The sequence below is a fragment of the Sulfuricurvum sp. genome (genome assembly GCF_028681615.1).
In the GTDB taxonomy this organism is placed as follows: domain Bacteria; phylum Campylobacterota; class Campylobacteria; order Campylobacterales; family Sulfurimonadaceae; genus Sulfuricurvum.
The window spans coordinates 46182-68206 of the sequence record NZ_JAQUHV010000004.1 but is presented as its reverse complement, the minus strand read 5'-3'; the positions used below and the strand labels follow the sequence as shown (position 1 = coordinate 68206).

Sequence of the window (22025 nt, the reverse complement as noted above, 5' to 3'; positions counted from 1 at the left end):
AGTGGTAGCAAAAGTACAAGCAGACGAAATCAGTTCAATCATTAAAGAACGAATTGAGAATTTCGAACTTAATGTAGACATTAATGAAACCGGTAAAATCATCTCATACGGAGACGGAATCGCTCAAGTTTATGGCTTGAACAACGTTATGGCCGGAGAAATGGTTGAATTTGAAGACGGCACACGCGGTCTTGTAATGAACCTTGAAGAGAGCAGCGTCGGTGTTGTTATTCTCGGTAAAGGGAAAGAACTTCGTGAAGGGATGAGCGTAAAACGTCTTGGTCGTCTTTTACGCGTTCCTGTAGGTAAAGCTCTTCTCGGTCGTGTTGTGAATGCTCTTGGTGAGCCGATCGACGGAAAAGGACCAATTGAAACTACAGAAATGCGTTTCGTAGAAGAGAAAGCTCCTGGTATTATGGCCCGTAAATCGGTTCATGAACCAATGGCAACCGGTATTAAAGCGATTGACGCACTTGTTCCGATCGGACGCGGACAACGTGAGTTGATCATCGGTGACCGTCAAACAGGTAAAACCACGGTTGCTCTAGACACTATCATCAACCAAAAAGGTAATGGCGTTCTTTGTGTTTATGTTGCTATCGGACAAAAAGAATCAACCGTTGCTCAAGTTGTTCGTCGTCTTGAAGAAGCTGGTGCAATGGATTATACAATCATCGTTTCCTCACCGGCTTCTGAAGCGGCAGCACTTCAATTCCTTGCACCGTACACGGGTGTAACAATGGGTGAATATTTCCGTGACAATGCACAACATGGTTTGATCATTTATGATGACCTCTCAAAACATGCGGTAGCATACCGTGAAATGTCATTGATCCTACGCCGCCCTCCGGGCCGTGAAGCATATCCGGGTGACGTTTTTTATCTACACTCCCGTTTATTAGAGCGTGCAGCTAAATTGAATGATGAATTGGGTGCTGGCTCTTTGACTGCTCTTCCAATTATCGAAACTCAAGCGGGTGACGTTGCGGCGTATATCCCGACTAACGTTATTTCGATCACTGACGGTCAAATTTTCTTAGAAACTGATTTGTTCAACTCAGGTATCCGTCCTGCGATCAACGTAGGTCTTTCTGTATCACGTGTCGGTGGTGCTGCGCAAATCAAAGCAACGAAACAAGTTGCCGGAACATTGCGTCTTGACCTTGCTCAATACCGTGAACTACAAGCGTTTGCACAGTTTGCTTCTGATTTGGACGAAGTAAGCCGTAAACAACTTGAGCGTGGACAACGTATGGTGGAAGTGTTGAAACAACCTCCGTATTCTCCACTTTCAGCTGAGAAACAATCATTGATTATTTTCGCAGGTAACGAAGGTTTCCTCGATGATATGTCTGCTTCTAACGTTGTTAGATTTGAAGCGGATCTTTATCCGTTCGTAGAAGCATCTTATCCTCAAATTTTCGAAAGCATTGCTAAAACATCTAAAATTGATGATGAAACGATGGCAACGATGAAAAAAGCACTCGAAGAGTTTAAATCTACTTTCGTTGCTGAATAAGGATCTTTATGGCTAACTTGAAAGAGATTCAACGACAGATTAAGAGCGTTTCCAATACGCAAAAAACTACACGTGCAATGAAGCTTGTCTCTACGGCAAAACTTCGCCGTGCGGAAGAGCTTGCAAAGCGCTCACGTCTGTTTGCACAAAAAACGAATCAAGTGATAGCTGAAATCGCAGGTCGTATCAAATGCAATAAAATCGGCGGGATTGAAAATCGCTGTTTTATTGAAAATGATGCTCCTGAAACAATTGATATTATTTTTGTAACTGCCGACAAAGGTCTATGCGGTGGTTTCAACATGCAAACCATCAAAGCGGTTAAACGTCTTATGACCGGATACAAAAATAAAAATGTCAAAATCCGCCTTCGCGGTATCGGGAAAAAAGGGATTGAGTTTTTTAGCTATAACCAAGTAGAAATGCTTGATGAAGTCAAAAATCTCAGTTCTGCTCCGGATATGCAACGTTCTAGCGAATTTATGACACGATCGATTGAAGATTTCAAAGAGGGTAAAATCGATGCCGTGTATCTTGTATACAACGGATATAAAAACGTTATTACCCAAGAGTTGCATGTGAACCGAGTTCTTCCGGTCAATGTAGACGATTATGATTGTGAAAAATCAAATGAGACTATGCTTGAACTCGAAGCACAAGATGAAGAGAAAATGCTCGATTCATTGGTTACTAAATACGCTGAGTACAATATGTATTATGCGTTAATTGATTCATTGGCAGCAGAGCACAGTGCGCGTATGCAAGCAATGGATGCGGCAACTAACAATGCGAAAGAGATGGTTAACTCGTTGAAAGTCAAGTTTAACAAAGCGCGACAAGAATCGATTACAACCGAACTTATCGAGATTATCAGCGGCGTCGAGTCGATGAAATAATTATGGAGGAAAGAATGATTGGTAAAATTGCTCAAGTAATTGGTCCGGTTGTTGACGTTGATTTCGAAGGTTACCTTCCGACAATCAATGAAGCAATCGAAGTAAATGTAAGTGTAGAAGGGAATACGACTCGTCTTGTTCTTGAAGTAGCATCTCACCTTGGAAACGGTCGTGTACGTACGATCGCTATGGATATGTCTGAAGGGCTTGTTCGCGGTATGAACGCGACAGCTACAGGCGCTCCGATTAAAGTTCCGGTTGGTGAAAAAGTTCTCGGACGTATCTTCAATGTTATCGGTGAAACTATCGATGGCGGCGATCAAGTGACTGATTGTGATACATGGTCTATCCACCGTGATCCTCCACCTCTTGTTGATCAAAGTACAAAAACAGAGATGTTTGAAACCGGTATCAAAGTTGTTGACCTTTTGGCTCCATATGCAAAAGGTGGTAAAGTCGGTTTATTCGGTGGTGCCGGTGTCGGTAAAACCGTTATTATCATGGAACTTATTCACAACGTTGCACACGGACATGACGGTCTTTCTGTTTTCGCCGGTGTCGGTGAGCGTACTCGTGAAGGAAATGACCTTTACCATGAGATGAAAGAATCAAGCGTTTTGGACAAAGTAGCACTGTGCTATGGTCAAATGTCTGAACCACCGGGAGCACGTAACCGTATCGCTCTTACAGGTCTTACCATGGCGGAATATTTCCGTGATGAGAAAGGGCTTGACGTATTGATGTTTATCGATAACATCTTCCGTTTCGCACAATCAGGATCTGAAATGTCAGCACTTCTAGGACGTATCCCGTCAGCCGTTGGTTACCAACCGACATTGGCTCGTGAGATGGGTGCTCTCCAAGACCGTATTACATCAACCAAAAAAGGTTCGATCACTTCGGTTCAAGCGGTATACGTACCTGCGGATGACTTGACTGACCCGGCTCCTGCTTCGGTTTTTGCCCACTTGGATGCGACAACGGTTCTTAACCGTAAAATCGCTGAAAAAGGGATCTATCCTGCGGTTGATCCATTGGATTCAACATCACGCTTGCTTGATCCGCAAATCATCGGTGAAGAGCATTATAATGTAGCACGCGGTGTCCAAAAAACACTTCAAAAATACAAAGATTTGCAAGATATCATTGCGATTCTCGGTATGGATGAGCTTTCTGAAGATGACAAATCTGTTGTTGAACGTGCACGTAAAATTGAGAAATTCCTTTCTCAACCGTTCTTCGTTGCAGAAGTATTTACCGGTTCTCCGGGAAAATACGTTTCTCTTGAAAACACCATCAAAGGGTTCAAAGGAATTCTTGAAGGTGATTACGACCATATGCCAGAAGGTGCCTTCTACATGGTCGGTGATATGAATGAGGCGATTGAGAAAGCTGCTAAAATGAAAAGCAAGTAATTGCTTCTCGCCTTAAAGGAAACACTATGGAAACACTCCAATTAGAAGTGCTAACGCCAAGCGGGTCGATTTTCAACGGTCCTGCTAAAAGCGTCACCCTTCCGGGTGAAGAGGGAGAATTTGGTGTTCTCCCTGAACACGTCTCTTTGACTACATTGCTCCAAGCCGGAGTAGTTGACATTCAAAAAGAGAACGGTAAAACTGAATCGATTGTTGTAAACTGGGGTGTCGTCCAAATCACTGATAATAAAGTGGTTGTATTGGTTGACGGTGCAGTTGCAATTCGTGGTGAGAGTGAAGGGGATATCGCTAAAGCTCTTGATGAGGCGAAATCACTTATCAACAGCATTACCGATTCAAACGTTATGTTTGCCACCGTTTCAGCACGTATCGAATCTGCGGCACACAACTTAGTCTAAACGATGTTTCAGACATTTGCATCTTTTTACGATAAAAGTAACTCGGTAACACTCTTTGTGTTACTGGTGCTTTCTCTTTATTTTATCTCCGTTAATTGGATCTTTTTTTACCGCTTTTTTTCTCTTAACCAGTGGATCAGCACCGAAAATAAATCGCTTGAATCACTGTTATTAGGTTCGCAAAAGATCCCTGATTATGCCTATTTAAAACATTTCGTTGCATCATCTTCGCATTTTTCTTCTTCATTATTTGATATGGCTTCCTATGCGGCAACCAAAGAAGCAACCAAAGGGCTGATGTTTCTTTCTGTAGTAGCATCTACGACACCGTTTATTGGACTTTTTGGTACTGTAGTATCTATTTTGGATACTTTCAAGCACATCGGTGGAACAAATGGGACAATGAGTATCATAGCTTCAGGGGTATCGGATGCTTTGGTAGCTACCGCATCGGGGATATTTGTTGCTATTTTCGCTTATACCTATCATCAAATATTGAAACGCAGAGCCTATGAGCTTTCGGGTCTTATTCGTATGCAAGGTGATGCGCTCCTTTCCAAAGAGAAATGACTATGTTTGATTGGGATGAAAAACCGGAACTCAACATTACTCCGCTTGTCGATGTAATGTTGGTTCTCCTTGCAATTTTGATGGTCATTTCTCCAAATATCGTGTATGAAGAGCTGATTCGCCTTCCTAAGGGTTCAGCTCAACATGAACTGACTAAAATTCCTCCTGTAAATATTACGATCAGTAAAGATGGTGAAGTCACGGTAAATAAAGAGCCGTTTAAACTAGATACTTTCGCAGATAACTTTGCTCTCTTTGCTCAGACACTTGATCACAAAGCGACTGTGCTTATCAGTGCAGATCAATCTCTGGACTATGGAAAAGTGATGTCAATTTTGGGTGCAGTCAAACAAGCCGGATTTCGAGATGTATCATTAGCTACTAATGGTTAAATGTATTTTAGAGCAACCACAGGTGCTGTCAAATGGGTTTTAATCATGAACGTTATTTTTTTCTAAGCGGGCTTATCTCTATAACCCTTTTTGCATTTCTTCTTTTTTTAGCAGGGTACAATTTTATTTTTTCTCCGAAAGTCGAACAGTTTGCGATGACAAAAAGTGAGTTCATTTCTGTTTCACTTGCTGTAAATAATACAAAAAGTACAGAACATACTGAACCCTCTCCAAAAGTAGAAGTAGAAAAATCAGAATCAGCTGCTGAACCGGAAAAACCGGCTGTTCAACCTGAAAAGGTTCCTGAGATTTCGGATCTTTTTGCACAAGTGAAGCCTCAAAAAACCATTAAAAAACCTCTTGAAGACAATAAACAAAACGAACAGCTGAATAAATTGGAGAAAGAGCTTTTAACTCACAAAGATACGCCAAACTTTACTGACAAAGTGAATAAAGTTGAACTTGCAAAACCATCTGTAAAAATGGTTGTTCAAGGTGGATCAAGCGGACCGATTGTTAACGAATACCATGCTAAGATTCAGGCGCTGGTTTATACCAACTTTCATCCGCCTGCCGGAAGTGCGGGAGCAGTTGCCAGAGTGCGTATGAATATTAGCGGATCAGGGAAATTGATCAGTTATCGAGTCTTGAGTTATTCTGCTAACACCTCATTTAATAGTGAAGTTGATTGGTTGAGAGATCGCTTGAGTGTGATACGTTTTCCGGATCATCCTGAGGGCAAAGATACGGTGTTGGAATTTATATTAACCGCTAAGGAGTAGTTTTTTGAAATTTATTGGTATTTTTTTAATTTTAATACAATTTTTATGGGGATCGGATGCCACTATTGAAGTGGTTAAAGGGGTTGAAGGGTCTGTCCCGCTAGCCATTGAAGATTCAAGCCCTCTCAGTAATGACATGAGCCAAAAATTTGCCAAAATGTTGGCTGCGGATATGAATGTGGTTTCCTTGTTTACAGTTGATGAAAGCTATGCAACCGCACCATTTGATTCGCTTGTACCCGCTTTAAATCATAAAAATGCGCAGTTTTTATTACGTTACCGTCTTCTTGATGATGGTGCAGGAGGGGTACGAGCGGATATCAAATTACTCCGAAACGGTGCCGATGTATTTGTAAAAAGTTATATTTTAAAGCAAAGTGAGATGTTGGTATTTCTTTCTCATTCGATAGCGTACGATATCAATGGTAAGCTTGGCGGGTCTCCGATCGATTGGATTAAGCGGAAGGTACTTTTTATTCGTCAAAGCGGGCCGAAACGATCTGATATTGTCGCAGCCGATTATACGCTTTCCTATCAGCGGGTTATACTAAGCGGAGGTCTGTATGGGTTTGCTAAATGGGCAAATCGTGAGCAAACTGATTTATACTATACATCACTTTTGGACTTTAAACCGACAATTTATAAAATGAATCTTTCGAACGGCCATAAAGAAAAATTGATCAGTTCCGATGGAATGGCGGTATGTTCAGATGTAAGCGAAGACGGTAAACGTTTATTATTGACATTGGCACCTGAAGGTCAGCCGGATATTTATCTCTACGATCTGAATACTCAAAGCAAGACTAGAATTACCAATTATTCAGGGATTGATGTTAATGGACAATTTATGGGGGATGGCTCGATAGCATTCGTATCAAATCGTATAGGATATCCGAATATTTATTCTACCCGGCCGAATAGTTCAGCCGTAACACCATTGGTGTATGACGGTAAAAACAATTCATCACTCAGTTCGTATAAAAACCTTCTCGTTTATAAAGCACGTGAAAGCAGCGGGACGTATAATGGGAATAGTTTCAATCTGCATCTGTTGTCGCTTAATTCAGGTGCCGTAAAACGGTTGACGGCTAGCGGAGAGAATGATTTTCCACGTTTCTCGCCTGATGGTGAAGCGATTCTCTATATCAAACAAGAAGGTTCGAGAAGTTCAGTAGGAGTAATTCGTTTTGGAGTGAATAAAAGCTTTGCATTCCCATTGAAATTAGGACGAATCCAGTCAATTGATTGGTAGTGTTAATTATATTTCGGTATCATAGCAAAATATTTATATCGTAGAGGAGATGTCATGATAAAAAATGTTGCTTTTTTAAGTGCAACGGTTGCAATGTTGGTTTTAAGCGGATGTAGTTCTAAAGAACCTGCAATTGATGCTACTGCAAATGGAAACGGAACGTCAGTCGGGACAAATGCTAATGCAAATGGAACAACTGGAACGGATAGCGGTGCTGTGATCGCTCCGATTACGAATGCTAATGCAAACGACGCAAGTGCTGCAGGTGCGAACGCAACGAACGGGTCGGATGGTCAATTAACAAGTATTCTTTTCGACTTTGATAAATTCAATATTCGTGAAGACATGCAAGCTTCAATGGCAAAAGACGCTCTTTTGGTAAAAGGTAAAGCGGTTAAACTTGAAGGAAACTGTGACGAATTCGGTAGTGACGAGTACAACTATGCACTTGGTCTTAAACGTGCCAATGCTGTTAAATCAGAATTAGTTAACGCTGGCATGAACGCTGATTCTATTACTATGATTAGTTACGGTGAAGGAAATCCGGTTTGTTTGGAAAAAACCCAAGAGTGCTGGGCTAAAAATCGTCGTGTAGACTTTAAACTTCCGTAAATGCGTCTTTTAGTAATTTATTTACTCTCTCTTTCAGTCATTGCCTCGGCTGCGGAACCTTCGGTTTTCGGAGCAGGGGATCTAAACGCTCCCAACCCTTACGGTCTTACTCATGAAGAGAAACTGATTCTCGAAAATAAAAAAGAACTTCAGTCTGTTATCCAAAAAAACAATGCGCAAAGCTCTAAAGTAGAAACAGTTACGGAACGGCTTGACGGGATGCAGGGAATACTGGAAGGGTTAAGTCAAAAAAGCAATGAAAATACATTGGCGCTTCAGCGGTTGAATGAGAAGTACAGTACGGACAGTAATATTTCTTCGACGCTTGATCAACTGGGAAAACAAGTTGAAGCCAATACTGAGAACATTGCTCAATTTAAAACGCTGCTTGAAGAACTCTCCCATGTTGTTGACGGAATCAATGCGGATTATGTCACAAAAGATCAGTTTGCAGCTTTAATTAAACAGCTCAAAGTGAATCTCCCTAAAAGTTCAGTCCAGGCGGCAACCGTTTCTGAAAAAATGGATAATTCCTCGATAGAACAGCAGGCAAACAAACTTTTTTCGCAAAAAAAATATGCAGAAGCGCAAACGTATTTCGAGAAATTAGTTCAAAAAAAGTATAAAACTTCTGAATCACTCTTTATGGTCGGTGAGACTCTCTTTGAGCGACAATCGTACAAAGAGGCGATATCGTACTATAAAGACAGTGCATCACGAAATGAAAAGGCACTTTTCATGCCGACTCTTTTACTCCATTCGGGTATTTCAATGGAAAAAACCGGGGATAGCGCAACGGCAAAAGCATTTTATCAGGCAACCGTGTCTAAATACGGCGGCAGCGGAGCTGCCAAAGAGGCACAAGAGCGTTTATCTAAATTAAAATAATAGTCGTTTCTCTAAATGACCGTTTTCAGCCTCGTTAGAGGTAAATGTGCTAAAATCGCACAATCTAAAGTTAAGGCATTAAAATGGCAATTGAAAATAATCAAATCGTATCGATTGAATACGAAGTACGTGACGGCGGAACTGTAGTTGATAGTAACGTAGGTGGACATCCATTGACGTTTATGTTTGGAAAAGGACAAATTATCCCTGGCCTTGAAGCGGGAATCGCACACATGAATATGGGTGATAAAGGTGATGTTCTCGTAAAAGCGGCAGATGCATACGGTGACTACAATGAAGAAGCTCAACAAGAACTTCCACGCGAGCAATTCGCAGGGATCGATTTGAACGTAGGTATGACACTTTACGGCCAAGGCGAAGACGGCGGAACTGTACAAGTTATGGTTAAAGAGATTAAAGACGATGCCGTTATTATCGATTTTAATCATCCTCTTGCAGGAAAAGATTTGATGTTTACCGTAACTATCTCTAATGTACGTGATGCGTCTGCTGAAGAAGCAATGACAGGTATCCCTGCAGAAAATAAAGTGGATGATAGCGGATGTTGTGGAAGCGGCGGTAATCACGGCTGTGGATGTCACTAATTTTTTAACCGCATCGAACGCTTCGATTGAAGCGTTTAAAACGGCAAATTTACTCAAAGGTCTCGGAGTAAATGCCATTATTTTCGGAGAACGCGGGACGGGTAAGCTAACTCTTGCCCGCTATATCCTTCCTCATGCACCTATTATTGATGCAGGACATTTTGATGAGCTTTTGGATGCATTGGAATCACACAGTGACGTCATCATTCATCATCTTGATAATGTTGCAAATCTTAAACGCTTAATCGAAACGATCCAAAAAACACGCACCCGTGTCATCGCAACCGGTGGTTTTCGATATTCCCAAGACCAATTGGATGAGATTTTTACAATACGGCTCGCTTTACCGCCTTTAAGTGAGAGAATTGAAGATGTCGAAGTTTTGATTGATGCTTTTGTCAAAGAAGCGCGTCAGACACTCGGGAAATCTGACCCATTTGATTTAAGCGGCTTTATCCCTGATTTGAGTGAAAATGCTATTTCACTTCGACGGCAAGTGTATTTGCACTATCTCTTCGACAGTATTAATGAGAATGATTTGATGGGTATCATGGAACATTATCTCATTGATAAACTCGGCAGCAATAACGATTACCGGCAGTTTTTACATCTGTATGAAGTTCCGCTTATCCGTGCGGGAATTAAACGGTTTAAATCGCAATTACAGCTATCGGAACGATTGGGATTAAACCGAAATACATTGCGTAAAAAAATTTCGGATCATGCCGAATATCAACTAGAAACGAAGGAGAATTAATGTCAAAAAAAATCGCTATGATTTTTCCCGGTCAAGGGTCTCAAAGTGTTGGGATGGGAAAATCGTTTTATGAAAACAGCGCGCTTGCACGCGAAATGTTTGAAAAAGCGGGTGAACGAATCGGCGTTGATTTTACCAAACTTTTATTTGAACCGAATGAACAATTAGATCAAACTGAATATACTCAACCTGCCATTTTATTGATTTCGATGATTGCGTATAAATTGTTTCAAGAAGCGCATCCTACAACTGCAACTATGTTTTTAGGGCACTCTTTAGGGGAGTTCAGTGCATTATGTGCAAGTGGTGCCATCGACTATGTAGATGCGGTCGAATTGGTGCACAAGCGCGGAAAACTGATGAGCGAAGCGTGTGAGAGTATTAATGCCGGAATGATGGCCATTTTGGGATTGGACGATGCCGTTGTCGAAGAACTATGTACAAAAGCCAATGGTGAAGGTAAACGTGTCTGGCCGGCAAACTTCAACCAAAACGGTCAATTAGTCGTAGCCGGGATTAAAGAAGATTTACAAGCTATGGAGAGTGTTTTCAAAGAAGCGGGTGCAAAACGGGCATTGCTTTTGAATATGTCGATCGCAAGCCATTGCCCATTGCTTTCAAGTGCGATGGAACCGCTCGGCATTGCGATGGAACAAATGGTTTCAAACACGTTTAGTGCTCCTATCGTATCCAATGTCACGACTGAAAAGTATATGAATAAAGATGATGCGTTGAAATTATTGAAAATACAACTGATTCAGCCGGTGAAATACAAACAATCGATTGAAGCAATCGCAGGTGAAATCGATCTTATGATCGAGTTTGGAAACGGTGCGGTTCTCAAAGGCTTAAACAAACGTAATGCCCCAGACATTGAAACTTATGGTATCTCCGATATGGACTCTCTGGCAAAGGTTTGTGAAGCACTCTCATGAAGATTGCCCTGATACAATCCGCTCCCAAACTGAACCGATCCAATTTGCACGATGTGCTGAGATTGGTACATGAGCATAAAGATGCGGATGTTGTCATCTTCCCTGAACTCGCATTGAGCGGGTATCTGCTCCAAGACAAGCTGTATGAAGACGCGTGGAAAATAGAAGAACTTAATGAATTGTCGCTTGCCAGCAATGAGTGTGACATTGTCATTGGTGCGGCGCTTTGGGATGAAGGTAAGGTGTATAACTGTGCGCTTTATTTTTCCAAGGGACATGTGATCCATATTCACCGTAAAAACCATTTGCCAACGTACGGAATGTTTGAAGAAGGACGCTATTTTACGGCAGGAGATGAGATAACATCATTCATGACTCCTTATGGTGAAGCGATCATGGTGGTGTGTGAAGATGTGTGGCGTGCAGAGACGATCGCTGCTATCGCGGCATCTGAAGCACAGATTGTGTATGTTTTGGCTGCCTCACCCGCGCGCGGGTTTAACGATGAGGAACTCGAGATTCAGTCTCAATGGGATGCACTTTTAAAAACTACCGCTTTACTCAGTCATAATTACGTCGTATTTGTAAACCGTGTCGGATTCGAAGACGGTTTGGGGTTCTGGGGAGGGAGCCGTGTCGTCTCTCCAATGGGAGCTGTTGAGACAGTATTACCCCTTTTTGAATCCTCATGGACTTCGATTGAGTTGAATAACAGCCTCCAAAAAGTGGGACGCTATTTAGCGAAAAATTTTTGATCAAAGGGAATCAGTGAAAATAGCAATTATGGGGGCAATGCGCGAAGAGATTGACCCGATTTTAGAGAAGTTTGAATCGTATAAAACGTTTGAGTATGCCGGTAATGTATTTTATACCTGTACCTATGGTGTTCATGAATTGGTCATTGCGTATTCAAAAATCGGTAAAGTTTTTTCAGCGATTACCGCTTCTGTGATGATTGAGCGTTTCGGTGCGCAGGTGTTGTTATTCAGCGGTGTCGCCGGAGGGATCAGCAAAGAACTCAAAATCGGTGATTTGATTATGGCAAGTGCACTATGCCAGCATGATGTCGATATCACTGCATTCGGCCACCCGTACGGATTTATCCCTGAAGGGTCGGTAATGATCGAAACAGACAGCGATTTACGGTCGCTTGCGGCAGAGATTGCAGTCGATATGAGTATTGACCTTTATGAGGGAATTATTGCAACAGGCGATCAATTCGTTGCGTCAGCAGAGCGAAAAGCATGGATCGAAAAAACGTTTAATGCGGATGCCTTGGAAATGGAAGGGGCAAGCGTAGCCTGTGTATGCCACAACTTCGGGATCCCGTTTTTTGTGCTGCGGGCTATCAGTGACAGTGCTGACGGCGAAGCGGGCGTTGATTTTGATACGTTCTTGCAAAGTTCGGCACAGGTCAGTGCAAAATTTATTTTAGAGATGGTAAAACGCATTGGCGATTAAACTCAGTAAAAAAATCATGCGTCAAATCGGACGTACCAATGCTACATTCGGTCTCATTGAAGAGGGGGATAAAATCCTTGTCGGATTGAGCGGAGGCAAAGATTCGCTTACGATGATCCATGCCATGATGGAACAGCAGAGGCGTGCCCCGTTTTCCTTTGAGATTATTGCGGTAACGGTAACGTACGGGATGGGTGAGGATTTAACTCGATTGAGTGCTCATTGTGAAGAATTCGGTATCCCTCACCGAATTTACGAGACCAATACCTATGAAATCGCGGGAGAAAAGATTCGCCAAAACTCATCGTTTTGCAGCTTTTTTTCCCGTATGCGGCGCGGTGCACTCTACAGTGCGGCGATTGAGTACGGATGCAATAAGGTAGCGTTGGGCCATCACCTCGATGATGCGGCAGAAAGTTTCTTTATGAATTTTATCTATAACGGTCATATGCGTGCTCTTGCACCTAAATATAGGGCCGGGAACGGGCTCATTGTTATCCGCCCGCTCATACAGCTTCGAGAGCGTCAGCTTGCTGCGTGTGCATTGGAAAATGATATGCCGACGATTGGTGATGAGGCCTGTCCATCGATGCGTTTCGATGTAAAAATGCCTCATGCGCGTGCTTCTATGAAAACGATGCTGTTTGAGATGGAACAAAAATATCCGGATCTCTTTGTTTCGATCAACTCGGCCTTCGGTCATATCAGCGATGATACGTTTTTTGACCCGACACGCTTCAACATGTAACAAATGTTATACACTTTTATGAGCAAAGCCCATAAAAGTGGCAGGGACTAAAGTCCCTACAGCCCCCTAAAGCTACCCGCATCGAGTGCGGGAGAGTTCTATAACAAACTCACCACTTTATGATCCGCACGGCTCAGTGACAGCTGTGCGATCTCTTCCACACTAAACCACTCATACCCCTCCGGCAGAACGCTTTCAGTACACAGATATACATGAGCCTCTAATGTGAAGTGGCTGTAGTTTTGTATAATTTCCCCTAAATATTTCATGTGGATATCAGGCTTATCTTCACTTTCATAAAAGCTCCATAATCCGGATAAAAACCGTGTTCTTCGCTGGATAAGAGCATAGCGATTTTCTTTTTGATACACAATGATATTTCGGAATCGAACAGGTTTTATTTTTTTTGCTTTGGAAGCGGGATAGGCGAGGGGAGAAGTTTTCCCCAGGCAGCTTTTTTCCAGCGGACAGAGGGGACAGAGCGGTTTTTTGGGCAAACAGATTGTGGCGCCGATGTCCATCATCGCTTGATTGTATTCGAACGGATGTGCCGAGTCAAAAAGAGTGTAGGCATAGTCCCATAGCTTTTTGTCGTTACGCTCCGTCAATGCGTAATAACGGTGAAGTATCCTTTTGACATTGGCATCCATAATCGGGAGAGGTTCACGGTAGGCAAAAGCGGCAATGGCGTGTGCGGTGCTTTGCCCTATGCCGGGCAGGTTAAGGAGGTCTAGTGCATTGTCCGGGAGTTGTCCGTTGCATTGGCGTGCGGCAGCATAGAGATTACGTGCACGGGTGTAGTATCCCAGCCCTTCCCACATTTTCAGGACATCATCCAGATCTGCTTCTGCCAGAGCGGTTAATGTCGGAAAGCGTTCCAAAAAAGGGAAATAAAATCGTTCCAGTACCGTTTTGACTTGGGTTTGCTGAAGCATTATCTCACTAACGTAGATTGCATAGGGATCCGGATTTGTACGCCATGGAAGGTCATGGCGACCATGGTCTGCGTACCATTGTAAAAGGGTGGCATGGGGAGAAGTATTCATGCAGCAATTGTACAGAAGGAGGACTTAGTGCTCACTTCTGAACGGATCGATCGCTAACAGCAAGACAGGAAGGATAAAAAGATCGGTTAGGAGTGAGAGGAGGACTAAGACAGCGCCGAACCCGCCGATAAGCTGAAGCGAGTGTATCGGAGTAAAGGCCAAAAAAGTAAAGATAGCCGCAAGCATCAAAGACCCGATTACGACAGGAATCCCCGCATAAAAGAACATCACTTCCAGAGAGTGGCGTTGTGTACGGCCGAAATAGCGGCTTCGGAAATATTTGAAAGCAAAATGGACAGTGGCATCCGAGGAGAGACCGACGCTTAATGTCATTGCTATAAGCACTTCGAGGCTGAGCGGTATGTGCATTAGTTCGATAAAGAGCCCAAACCATACAATCGGAATTGCATTGGCGATAAATCCTACCCAGATCAAGTTGTATTTTCGGAAGATTCGACCCATGATAAGGCCGATAATCACGAGAACGCTTAATAAGGAGATTCCTAAAAGCATGACATTGTCAATCTTGGCATTGGTGATAAGACTGTCATAATCGGCAAAATAAATAGGGAGCTTCTTATACGATTGGAGCCATTGCATAACGGCAATCTTATCAGCATGGTCAAGATGGATCGTGATCGTCAATGCCCCGTTTTCAAAATAGTTTTGTTCCAAATCATAGAGTTCGAGAAAGAAAAGTGCCTGCATGAGATTTTGTTCATCGCATGTGGTTGTTCCGGTATTGGCAAGATTCAGTAATGAAAGAACGGTAGCAACAGAGGTGACTTCTCCGACTCCTTTGTTGGATTGTTTGAGATCTTGTTCGAATTGTTTAAGCGCAGTGACGGTTTTTAAATCAATCTGCTTATAGGGGACTTTGGCGATGATCGTATGGTCATTGACGCTTTGGGCAAAAAGGCGTTCCGGATTCGTTATCATGAAGTAAGCGCCCAACGCTGCCACGATAGTCGTTGCTCCTAAAAAGAGGAGAAGATAGTTGCGATTGTAATGGACTTCGTTTTTGGCAAACAGATAGCCGTAGCGACCAAATTCGACTTTGGGATGAAGGACGCTGAAATAGCTTAATAAAGCGGGAAGAAGCGTGATATTCAGAAGATAAGAGATAACGGATGCAAAGATGATACTGAGACATAAGAGTCGGATAATAGCCGAATCTACCCAGAGAAGCGAGCCCAATCCCAGTAACGTAATAATGGAAGTCCAAAGGGCAGGGGTAATATTGCGATTGATTGCTTTGAGAAGCGAACGTTCACTGTCAGCTTTGTAGTGGGAAACATGCCATCGATAATAAAAATAGAGACTGTCTACAAGGGCTATTCCTGAAACCATGAGGGTGAGTGCGATGTAGACTTTAGAGATTCCGGTCAGAAGCCATATCAGGGTAAAGGTACCGATCAACGTAAACAGTACCACTGCCAGGGAAGTAAAAATAGAAACGTAGTTTTTGAAAATGAGACGAAAGATGATGATGAGGATAGCAAGGGTAAGCAGCGTGTAGCTTAGTAGTGATGTCCACTTCATCGGAGTATCTTCCGTCGTAAAAAACGTATGATGGAAAGGGATCGCAATGGTGTTTATGGAAATAGGGGAAGATGAATAGATATAAAAATGAAATGCTTTAAAGCTTGGATCAACGTATTGGGCATATGGGGTGTGGAAAACACGGATCAAGTGTTTGAGTTCGGTCACATTAAGATCGGTGATATTGAGCGCTTCTACAAGCGATGAATCTTCTCCGTCCGTGTTATTGTGGATATAGTAGGTACTGAATAACGAATCGACCCGTGTAACTGAAGGAATTTCATTCAGACGGGTATGTAAATGTTCGAGCTCCAACTTGGTTTTCTCATCGAAGGTGCTGATATCAATATCCAGTCGACTGACATATCCCGCACTGAGTTCGTGAGAGAGTGTCTTTTGATACTCTTTGGACTCTTCTAACCATAATAGGCTGTCGGAAGAGATAAATATCGGTTTGAAAAAAATGAGGGCGATAATGCCTAGGAGTGTATAGAGAGCCAAAATGTAAGGACGATAACGTTTGATAAACCGTACATAGCGGGTCATATTCGGGGTATCGTAGTACATTATTTCTCTCTTTTGACCATGATGATATAGGGGCGTTTGTAAATGTCGAGTGTTTGGGCGACATTTGAAATTTGAGCAATTTTACCTGAAACTGAAGGGTTTATAGTGTCACTTAGGTTTTGATCTTGAATCATTACCCGCTTTAGGGCATCCAGAGGATTGGAAGAACTGTATATTTTTGCGATCATCTCCGCAGAGTTAAAGCGCTTGAGTTCGTAGAGAAAAAAATAGTAGGTATATTTTGAACGCATTTTACTGTTTTCGTCGATCAACGAGAGAAAGTTTCTGGAATTCGGGCAATAGGGATCGATGAAAACATAGACTTTTGTCGGTCCTTCACCGAGAATAAGAGCATCATGCTCAATCGTTTGAAGGTAAGGAAGACTCTGGCTTAGCGGCAGTTTCGGCCGATCCTGCGGTTCGTTTGCATACAGAAAAAAGCCGTTCAAAAAAAGTATCCAAAAAATTTTTTTACACAAAGTTTTTCATTCCTAGTGGCAGTTGTAGCGCAACTATATCATATCATCATTACTTATAGGTGATGAAAATGTGATCACTGAACACGATACAATTGCAAATTAAAGAGAATGAAGCGTTATAAAGAGGACAGATGGAGACCGTAGAGGGAGTTTTTAGCGATATTATCGAGATCAAAGGGTCTAAATTTATCGCTTTTTTGATGCCGATATCACTCTATGATGAGGAGATGAAACGATTGAGGGAACTTCACCCTAAAGCGGTCCATTTTGTCAGTGCGTATCGCAGCCTCAATGAGTTTGATCAAATCGTCGAATACTCTAGTGATGACGGAGAGCCAAAAGGGACATCCGGCAAACCGACGCTAGCGGTATTGCAGGGACATGATCTGATCAATGCGGCGATCATTACGGTCCGCTACTTCGGCGGGACAAAGTTGGGGCCGGGAGGGCTGGTCCGGGCGTATGCCGAAGCGGCAAACGCTGCTTATGCACAAGCGGATTTACGCCCGTATGAGAAACTTTTTAACCAAAAAATCGAGTGTGACTATTCACATGTCTCTATGGTCGAGTATGAATGTTTACAGCAGCATATTCGGATTTCAACGAAAGAGTTCGGTGAAAAAGGGGCGGTTTTTACGATCGAAGGGACAGCGGAAAATTTAGAACGGTTTTATACGGCGCTCGGTAGAACGGTACAAAAAATATAGCTACTCTTTGCTCCACAGTTTTTCATTGAGCTTTAGTTCTTCAACAATTCCGATTGTATTGCGCAATGTATGGAGATATTCCATCGCCTGCTTATAATCCAAAAGCGATTTAAAAACGGTCGGTTCAAACAGATTTTTTCCGGTTCCGATAGCGATATGGATATGATTTTGGACAAATGAGATAAAAAGCGGATAGGAGATTTTTTTCTGGAACTCAACGATGCGCATCATCATCGAGTGGCTCAGGATATAGCGTGCTTCGATGGGGTCGTCGCCGTAGACGACAAACTTTTTTTCAAATATCGGATCATCCAGCTGTATGACTTTTCCGCGCGATATATTGATGGATTGAAGCCATCCGCCGATTAAATTCCCGAAAGTTTTTTCAGCCAGATCGGGGAGTATGACGGTTTTACTTTTGAAATTTTTGTTAAACTCCGCGACGAGAAAAAGCCCTCGAAAGAGGGTATGCCACTGTGTACGTCCTTTGGAATCACGGGTTTGGTATTCGGCGTGGATATCCGAAAATTCGATCGGGACACCGTCGATAGAACCTTTGACATAATCGTTTCCGGTGTAACGGTCGATAGAGTGTTGAAACAGATTTGAGCGTTCAAAGAGGTACTGCGAGACGATAAAATCAGGATTGTAGGACAGATGCGAATCAATCGCTCCGATAAGAGGGGTAATGATGTGATTTTTGAAATCTTTTGCATAGCCTTGGGTCATAGTGCGGTACGTGATCAAAGCGATTAAAACAAAGCCTACGGCAACAGCAATCATCAACGGATGAAACAGCCCGAAGTTTTTTCCCATCCAAAGTGCGACAATCAGAAAAAAAACGGTTCCTATCCCTCCGTACCATTTGAGCTGCGAAAGGATATGAATACGCGTTTTCTCCAGCTCTTCGAGATAGGGGTATAGCTCTTTGTAATAAAAATCGGTGAGTTCAGAGATGGATTTCATTAACGATTAAAGAGCTCATGGACATTGACGTTTTGACGTTCTGCAATGGTGATTTCAAATACGGCCCGGCGTTGGAGATTCATCCATCCGGCGATGAGGTTGGTCGGGAACATTTCGATGGCGTTATTGAGATCGGTAACCGCTTGGTTGTAGGCACGGCGTGCTGCGGAGATCTGCTCTTCGATTTCGCTGAGTGAACGTTGCAGATGCATGACATTTTCGTTGGCTTTGAGTTCGGGATAGTTCTCTATGGCAACGGTAATTGCCCCAAGAGCAGCAGAGAGTTTGGTATCGAGAGCGATTTTCTGATCATCACTGAGGTTGGGTTTCATGGCTTGCGCACGAAGTGCCGTTACATTTTCGAGAATCCCTTTTTCGTGCTCCATGTATCGTTCGACAGAGGCCACGAGATTCGGGATAAGATCGTACCTCTTTTTTAGCACGGTATCTACCCCTGCAAAGATATTATCGACCTGATTCTTTTTTCCGATAAGCGAGTTGTACATCAAGATCGAAATGATGGCAAGAATACCGAGAATGATTAAAAATATCTGCATACGATTCCTTTTGAAACATAGATTAGGATTATTGTATCTTTTTTTAGGGCATAGGGTCTATATAATGGAAAAAATTAATGGCTTTTTGAGTTAATAGGGTGTAAATTCTCTTAAAAGAGCAAAGGAGGTTTCCGATGACAGTCAGTTCCTATCTTTTTCAAAGCCCGTATTCACAGCCTGTTCAAATAGGGCGTCCTGATCCGTCGGCTCAAGCACAAAAAAGTGATTCCGCTACACAGAATTTGGCAAAAGATACAAAAGTTTCGGCTCCGGCACAAACAGAAGTAAAACCGACGCAAGAGACGGGTGTATCGATCAACCTGACGGCATTATCCGGTAGTGAAGGGCAGAAAGCGGCCAATGTATTTAATGCGGCAAATATAAAGGTGCAGGCACAAAGTGCATATCAGAACAGTTAAAGAAGAGGATTTGAATGAAAAAATACATGAGTGCATTAGTACTGACATCATTAGTAGTAAGTACTAATGGAATATCGCAAGAGCTTACATCTCATCAAAATACTCAGAAACAAAAAACAGACAATCTAAAAAATCAAAAAAAAGTGTTAGACGCTCCTCAAAAGCTTAAAGTGGAAACGGTTGAAAGAAACGAAGCGAAGGTAAAACGAAAATCGTATCCGCGCGGGGTTATTGAAACACATTAAAAGTAGGGGTTTGTTCGTACAATAATTGCATTTCCTTCGGTACTGATAGCTAAAGGAATAGTGTATGAATCCTCAGAGTGCCAAACGATCTCTCGCACATTTGTGTGAACGTAAAGTCCCCGTCTTTTTATGGGGGCCTCCGGGGATCGGTAAATCTTCCATTGTCGCCCAAATCGCCCGTGAACGGGGGATCGGGTTTATCGACTTGCGTCTTTCTCTTCTCGATCCGACTGATTTGCGCGGTATTCCGTTTTTTAATGCCAAGAATGATACGGCTATTTGGGCCCCGCCCGCATTTTTACCGGATGGGAGTCAAGAAGAGGGGATACTTTTTCTCGACGAACTCAATACTGCCGCCCCGATGGTTCAGGCATCGGCTTATCAGCTGATATTGGACCGAAAGATCGGCGAATATCGCCTTCCGGATGGGTGGGCGATTGTTGCTGCCGGAAATCGTGAGAGTGACCGCGGTGTCGTTTTCCGGATGGCGGCTCCTTTGGCAAACCGTTTTGTCCATTTGGAAATGGAAGCAAATGTCGAAGATTGGCGTAATTGGGCGATCAGTGCAGGGATAGAACCGTCAATAGTGGCCTACATTTCTCATCGTCCCGATGCATTGTTTGTTTTTAATTCCGAAAGCAGATCTTTTGCGACACCGCGTACCTGGTCCTATGTAAACGATATCATGGCCTCGCAACCCGAAGAAGATTTGGTCATGGCGATGGTTTCCGGAGCGATCGGGGAAGAATTGGCCGCATCGTATCTGGGCTTTCGACTCGTTGCGGCACAATTGCCTGATTTGGATGCGATTATGGAGGGAACGTGTACGGATGTCCCTACCGATCCTTCGGCTTTGCATATCCTCTGCACCGCCCTTACGATGCGGGTAAATGATTATACCGGAAGCAAAAAACTGAACAATCTTATCACCTATTCGCTCAAACTTCCCGGAGAATTTGCGGTAATGATTATCCAAGACCTTCGTGCCCGTAAAATCGAACTCGACCATGTCGAAAGCTGGCCGTTGTGGATGCGCCAGTTTAATACATTGCTACGATAATGTCATCCGAACAACTACTGCTCAAAGCAAAAAGCCTGCTCACCGTCAAATATCCTTATTTCGGGATGCTGGCCTCACGGTTAAAGCATGAACCCAGCGACTCGGTGTCGGGATATGCCAGTAACGGGAAACGTTTTATCTACAACAGCGATTTCTTGGAGCGCAGAAGTGTCGAGGAGGTGATGTTTATCCTCACCAATGCCGTGATGCACCATGTTCTCTCCCATCAACAGAGAAAACTAAACCGCAGAGGACGATTATGGCAGTTGGCAACCGATTATGCCATTAACAATCTCCTCGCAAAAAACGGTTTGGCGATTCCGCAAGGGGCAAACTACAACAAAGAATTTGAGGGGATGTACGCCGAAGAGATCTATGATGCTCTAAAAGAAGAGTATTTCGGCGAGGGGGGAGATGCATTCAGCGAAAGCGGCGACGCGGCACCTCAAGAAGCCGGTATGTCTCAGGAAGCGGATGATTCGCAAGGTTTCGCCAACATTGACGGAATCAGCGATGAAATGGATTCGCAGGATGAATCGCAGTGGCAATACGCCGCATCCATCGCACAAGAAGTCGCACAGCGCAAAGGGGCGATGCCTCTGGGGTTGGAGCGCTTAGGCAAAAAGGTCAAGCCCAGCGATGTAGACTGGCGTTTTGAACTCTATAATGCGGTCAATCGCCATATGCGTAACAACTACGCTTTTATGCCGCCGAATAAAAAACATATCCATCGCGGTATTGCACTTCCTTCGCTTACGAGTGATACCCTTAGTCTATGTGTTGCGATTGACACATCCGGCTCTATCGATGATGCGCTTTTGGGAGCATTTATGGAGGAGTTTAAGACCATCATGCAAAATTTTCCCTCGGTCAAGATTGAACTCATCATCGCCGATGCAAAGGTTCATGCTCATCACACGTTCCAAGGGGGAGAGAAGATGGACTTTCGTCTCAAAGGGGGAGGGGGTACGGATTATCGACCGACGTTTGATTACGTCGAAGCCAATCTGCCGATGACGACAATGCTGCTCTATTTTACCGATGGAGAAGGCTCATTCCCGCGGATTCCGCCGAATTATGAAGTACTATGGGCATTATCGCGAAAAGCAAAAGTTCCGTTTGGACGGGGATTGGTCATTTTCGATTAAGACTATAAAGATTGTTAGTGAAATTGTTTGTTGTGAAA

Annotated in this window: 26 protein-coding genes; 21 read left to right on the top strand and 5 right to left on the bottom strand. The window is 43.2% G+C overall.

Features of this window, described 5'->3' with window-relative positions; genetic code table 11:
* Window position 1: 1 nt before the first annotated feature.
* From atpA to PHE37_RS06255, 16 genes are all read left to right on the top strand, one after another.
* Window positions 2-1519, top strand: coding sequence for a F0F1 ATP synthase subunit alpha (gene atpA, locus PHE37_RS06330; protein ID WP_299998086.1), 1518 nt, complete (start codon window positions 2-4; stop codon window positions 1517-1519).
* A gap of 8 nt (window positions 1520-1527) precedes the next feature.
* Window positions 1528-2415 carry an ATP synthase F1 subunit gamma gene (gene atpG / locus PHE37_RS06325; RefSeq protein ID WP_299998088.1) on the top strand — a complete coding sequence of 296 codons (888 nt, stop codon included), beginning with the start codon at window positions 1528-1530 and terminating at the stop codon, window positions 2413-2415.
* 14 nt (window positions 2416-2429) lie between these two features.
* Window positions 2430-3830, top strand: coding sequence for a F0F1 ATP synthase subunit beta (gene atpD, locus PHE37_RS06320; RefSeq protein WP_300008324.1), 1401 nt, complete (start codon window positions 2430-2432; stop codon window positions 3828-3830).
* 26 nt (window positions 3831-3856) lie between these two features.
* Complete coding sequence (gene atpC / locus PHE37_RS06315) at window positions 3857-4249, top strand: ATP synthase F1 subunit epsilon (RefSeq protein WP_299997705.1); 393 nt, start codon at window positions 3857-3859, stop codon at window positions 4247-4249.
* A gap of 3 nt (window positions 4250-4252) precedes the next feature.
* Window positions 4253-4819 (top strand): MotA/TolQ/ExbB proton channel family protein, encoded by a 567-nt coding sequence (locus PHE37_RS06310; protein ID WP_299997708.1) that lies wholly within the window; start codon window positions 4253-4255, stop codon window positions 4817-4819.
* Window positions 4816-5211, top strand: a complete 396-nt coding sequence (locus PHE37_RS06305; protein WP_366881148.1) for a biopolymer transporter ExbD — start codon at window positions 4816-4818, stop codon at window positions 5209-5211. The genes PHE37_RS06310 and PHE37_RS06305 overlap by 4 nt, the downstream gene beginning before the upstream one ends.
* 32 nt (window positions 5212-5243) lie before the next feature.
* On the top strand, window positions 5244-5993 hold the full coding sequence (locus PHE37_RS06300) for a TonB C-terminal domain-containing protein (protein WP_299997711.1): 750 nt from the start codon (window positions 5244-5246) through the stop codon (window positions 5991-5993).
* Between the two features lie 4 nt (window positions 5994-5997).
* Entirely contained in the window at window positions 5998-7245 is a 1248-nt protein-coding gene (gene tolB / locus PHE37_RS06295) for a Tol-Pal system protein TolB (protein ID WP_299997714.1), read from the top strand.
* Window positions 7246-7299: 54 nt separating this feature from the next.
* Window positions 7300-7857, top strand: a complete 558-nt coding sequence (locus tag PHE37_RS06290; protein WP_299997716.1) for an OmpA family protein — start codon at window positions 7300-7302, stop codon at window positions 7855-7857.
* The gene (locus PHE37_RS06285) at window positions 7858-8745 is read left to right on the top strand and encodes a tetratricopeptide repeat protein (RefSeq protein WP_299997718.1); all 888 of its coding nucleotides are present in this window, start codon (window positions 7858-7860) and stop codon (window positions 8743-8745) included.
* Between the two features lie 83 nt (window positions 8746-8828).
* On the top strand, window positions 8829-9350 hold the full coding sequence (locus PHE37_RS06280; RefSeq protein ID WP_299997338.1) for a peptidylprolyl isomerase: 522 nt from the start codon (window positions 8829-8831) through the stop codon (window positions 9348-9350).
* Window positions 9313-10107: a Fis family transcriptional regulator gene (locus PHE37_RS06275; protein WP_299997341.1), complete on the top strand. Its 795-nt coding sequence runs from the start codon at window positions 9313-9315 to the stop codon at window positions 10105-10107. The genes PHE37_RS06280 and PHE37_RS06275 overlap by 38 nt, the downstream gene beginning before the upstream one ends.
* On the top strand, window positions 10107-11042 hold the full coding sequence (gene fabD, locus PHE37_RS06270; RefSeq protein WP_299997344.1) for an ACP S-malonyltransferase: 936 nt from the start codon (window positions 10107-10109) through the stop codon (window positions 11040-11042). The genes PHE37_RS06275 and fabD overlap by 1 nt, the downstream gene beginning before the upstream one ends.
* On the top strand, window positions 11039-11797 hold the full coding sequence (locus tag PHE37_RS06265) for a nitrilase-related carbon-nitrogen hydrolase (RefSeq protein ID WP_299997347.1): 759 nt from the start codon (window positions 11039-11041) through the stop codon (window positions 11795-11797). The genes fabD and PHE37_RS06265 overlap by 4 nt, the downstream gene beginning before the upstream one ends.
* A gap of 13 nt (window positions 11798-11810) precedes the next feature.
* A complete protein-coding gene (locus tag PHE37_RS06260; RefSeq protein ID WP_299997349.1) occupies window positions 11811-12503 on the top strand; it encodes a 5'-methylthioadenosine/adenosylhomocysteine nucleosidase in 693 nt (230 codons plus the stop codon).
* The gene (locus tag PHE37_RS06255; protein WP_299997352.1) at window positions 12493-13251 is read left to right on the top strand and encodes an ATP-binding protein; all 759 of its coding nucleotides are present in this window, start codon (window positions 12493-12495) and stop codon (window positions 13249-13251) included. Before PHE37_RS06260 ends, PHE37_RS06255 begins: the two co-directional genes overlap by 11 nt.
* Before the next feature lie 98 nt (window positions 13252-13349).
* Here the strand turns inward: PHE37_RS06255 and mutY are convergent, their stop codons facing one another.
* Genes mutY through PHE37_RS06240 form a run of 3 tightly spaced genes read right to left on the bottom strand, consistent with a single transcriptional unit; the run spans window position 13350 to window position 16855 of the window.
* Window positions 13350-14297 carry an A/G-specific adenine glycosylase gene (gene mutY / locus PHE37_RS06250; protein WP_299997354.1) on the bottom strand — a complete coding sequence of 316 codons (948 nt, stop codon included), beginning with the start codon at window positions 14295-14297 and terminating at the stop codon, window positions 13350-13352.
* A gap of 24 nt (window positions 14298-14321) precedes the next feature.
* Window positions 14322-16406, bottom strand: a complete 2085-nt coding sequence (locus tag PHE37_RS06245) for a hypothetical protein (protein WP_300008322.1) — start codon at window positions 16404-16406, stop codon at window positions 14322-14324.
* On the bottom strand, window positions 16406-16855 hold the full coding sequence (locus PHE37_RS06240) for a hypothetical protein (RefSeq protein WP_300008320.1): 450 nt from the start codon (window positions 16853-16855) through the stop codon (window positions 16406-16408). Before PHE37_RS06240 ends, PHE37_RS06245 begins: the two co-directional genes overlap by 1 nt.
* A gap of 161 nt (window positions 16856-17016) precedes the next feature.
* Between PHE37_RS06240 and PHE37_RS06235 the strand changes: the two genes are divergently transcribed.
* Complete coding sequence (locus PHE37_RS06235) at window positions 17017-17592, top strand: YigZ family protein (RefSeq protein ID WP_300008318.1); 576 nt, start codon at window positions 17017-17019, stop codon at window positions 17590-17592.
* On the opposite strand, the gene PHE37_RS06230 is transcribed toward PHE37_RS06235, so the two are convergent.
* A complete protein-coding gene (locus PHE37_RS06230; protein ID WP_300008316.1) occupies window positions 17593-18558 on the bottom strand; it encodes a DUF3137 domain-containing protein in 966 nt (321 codons plus the stop codon).
* Window positions 18558-19115: a LemA family protein gene (locus tag PHE37_RS06225; protein WP_300008314.1), complete on the bottom strand. Its 558-nt coding sequence runs from the start codon at window positions 19113-19115 to the stop codon at window positions 18558-18560. The genes PHE37_RS06230 and PHE37_RS06225 overlap by 1 nt, the downstream gene beginning before the upstream one ends.
* A gap of 134 nt (window positions 19116-19249) precedes the next feature.
* Here PHE37_RS06225 and PHE37_RS06220 point away from each other — a divergent pair, with 134 nt between their 5' ends.
* The 4 genes from PHE37_RS06220 to PHE37_RS06205 all read left to right on the top strand — a co-directional run bounded on the left by PHE37_RS06220 (window position 19250) and on the right by PHE37_RS06205 (window position 21987).
* Window positions 19250-19534 (top strand): hypothetical protein, encoded by a 285-nt coding sequence (locus tag PHE37_RS06220; RefSeq protein WP_300008312.1) that lies wholly within the window; start codon window positions 19250-19252, stop codon window positions 19532-19534.
* A gap of 14 nt (window positions 19535-19548) precedes the next feature.
* Window positions 19549-19779: a hypothetical protein gene (locus tag PHE37_RS06215; protein WP_300008310.1), complete on the top strand. Its 231-nt coding sequence runs from the start codon at window positions 19549-19551 to the stop codon at window positions 19777-19779.
* A gap of 64 nt (window positions 19780-19843) precedes the next feature.
* Window positions 19844-20839, top strand: coding sequence for a MoxR family ATPase (locus PHE37_RS06210; protein ID WP_300008308.1), 996 nt, complete (start codon window positions 19844-19846; stop codon window positions 20837-20839).
* A complete protein-coding gene (locus PHE37_RS06205; RefSeq protein WP_299993681.1) occupies window positions 20839-21987 on the top strand; it encodes a VWA-like domain-containing protein in 1149 nt (382 codons plus the stop codon). The genes PHE37_RS06210 and PHE37_RS06205 overlap by 1 nt, the downstream gene beginning before the upstream one ends.
* Window positions 21988-22025: the final 38 nt, after the last annotated feature.

Bases quoted from the DNA above. Each gene is read 5' to 3' on its own strand.
- atpG (WP_299998088.1), top strand. From the start codon at position 1,528: ATGGCTAACTTGAAAGAGATTCAACGACAGATTAAGAGCGTTTCCAAT.
- atpD (WP_300008324.1), top strand. From the start codon at position 2,430: ATGATTGGTAAAATTGCTCAAGTAATTGGTCCGGTTGTTGACGTTGAT.
- atpC (WP_299997705.1), top strand. From the start codon at position 3,857: ATGGAAACACTCCAATTAGAAGTGCTAACGCCAAGCGGGTCGATTTTC.
- PHE37_RS06310 (WP_299997708.1), top strand. From the start codon at position 4,253: ATGTTTCAGACATTTGCATCTTTTTACGATAAAAGTAACTCGGTAACA.
- PHE37_RS06305 (WP_366881148.1), top strand. From the start codon at position 4,816: ATGACTATGTTTGATTGGGATGAAAAACCGGAACTCAACATTACTCCG.
- PHE37_RS06300 (WP_299997711.1), top strand. From the start codon at position 5,244: ATGGGTTTTAATCATGAACGTTATTTTTTTCTAAGCGGGCTTATCTCT.
- PHE37_RS06290 (WP_299997716.1), top strand. From the start codon at position 7,300: ATGATAAAAAATGTTGCTTTTTTAAGTGCAACGGTTGCAATGTTGGTT.
- PHE37_RS06285 (WP_299997718.1), top strand. From the start codon at position 7,858: ATGCGTCTTTTAGTAATTTATTTACTCTCTCTTTCAGTCATTGCCTCG.
- PHE37_RS06280 (WP_299997338.1), top strand. From the start codon at position 8,829: ATGGCAATTGAAAATAATCAAATCGTATCGATTGAATACGAAGTACGT.
- fabD (WP_299997344.1), top strand. From the start codon at position 10,107: ATGTCAAAAAAAATCGCTATGATTTTTCCCGGTCAAGGGTCTCAAAGT.
- PHE37_RS06265 (WP_299997347.1), top strand. From the start codon at position 11,039: ATGAAGATTGCCCTGATACAATCCGCTCCCAAACTGAACCGATCCAAT.
- mutY (WP_299997354.1), bottom strand. From the start codon at position 14,297: ATGAATACTTCTCCCCATGCCACCCTTTTACAATGGTACGCAGACCAT.
- PHE37_RS06245 (WP_300008322.1), bottom strand. From the start codon at position 16,406: ATGTACTACGATACCCCGAATATGACCCGCTATGTACGGTTTATCAAA.
- PHE37_RS06235 (WP_300008318.1), top strand. From the start codon at position 17,017: ATGGAGACCGTAGAGGGAGTTTTTAGCGATATTATCGAGATCAAAGGG.
- PHE37_RS06230 (WP_300008316.1), bottom strand. From the start codon at position 18,558: ATGAAATCCATCTCTGAACTCACCGATTTTTATTACAAAGAGCTATAC.
- PHE37_RS06225 (WP_300008314.1), bottom strand. From the start codon at position 19,115: ATGCAGATATTTTTAATCATTCTCGGTATTCTTGCCATCATTTCGATC.
- PHE37_RS06220 (WP_300008312.1), top strand. From the start codon at position 19,250: ATGACAGTCAGTTCCTATCTTTTTCAAAGCCCGTATTCACAGCCTGTT.
- PHE37_RS06215 (WP_300008310.1), top strand. From the start codon at position 19,549: ATGAAAAAATACATGAGTGCATTAGTACTGACATCATTAGTAGTAAGT.
- PHE37_RS06210 (WP_300008308.1), top strand. From the start codon at position 19,844: ATGAATCCTCAGAGTGCCAAACGATCTCTCGCACATTTGTGTGAACGT.
- PHE37_RS06205 (WP_299993681.1), top strand. From the start codon at position 20,839: ATGTCATCCGAACAACTACTGCTCAAAGCAAAAAGCCTGCTCACCGTC.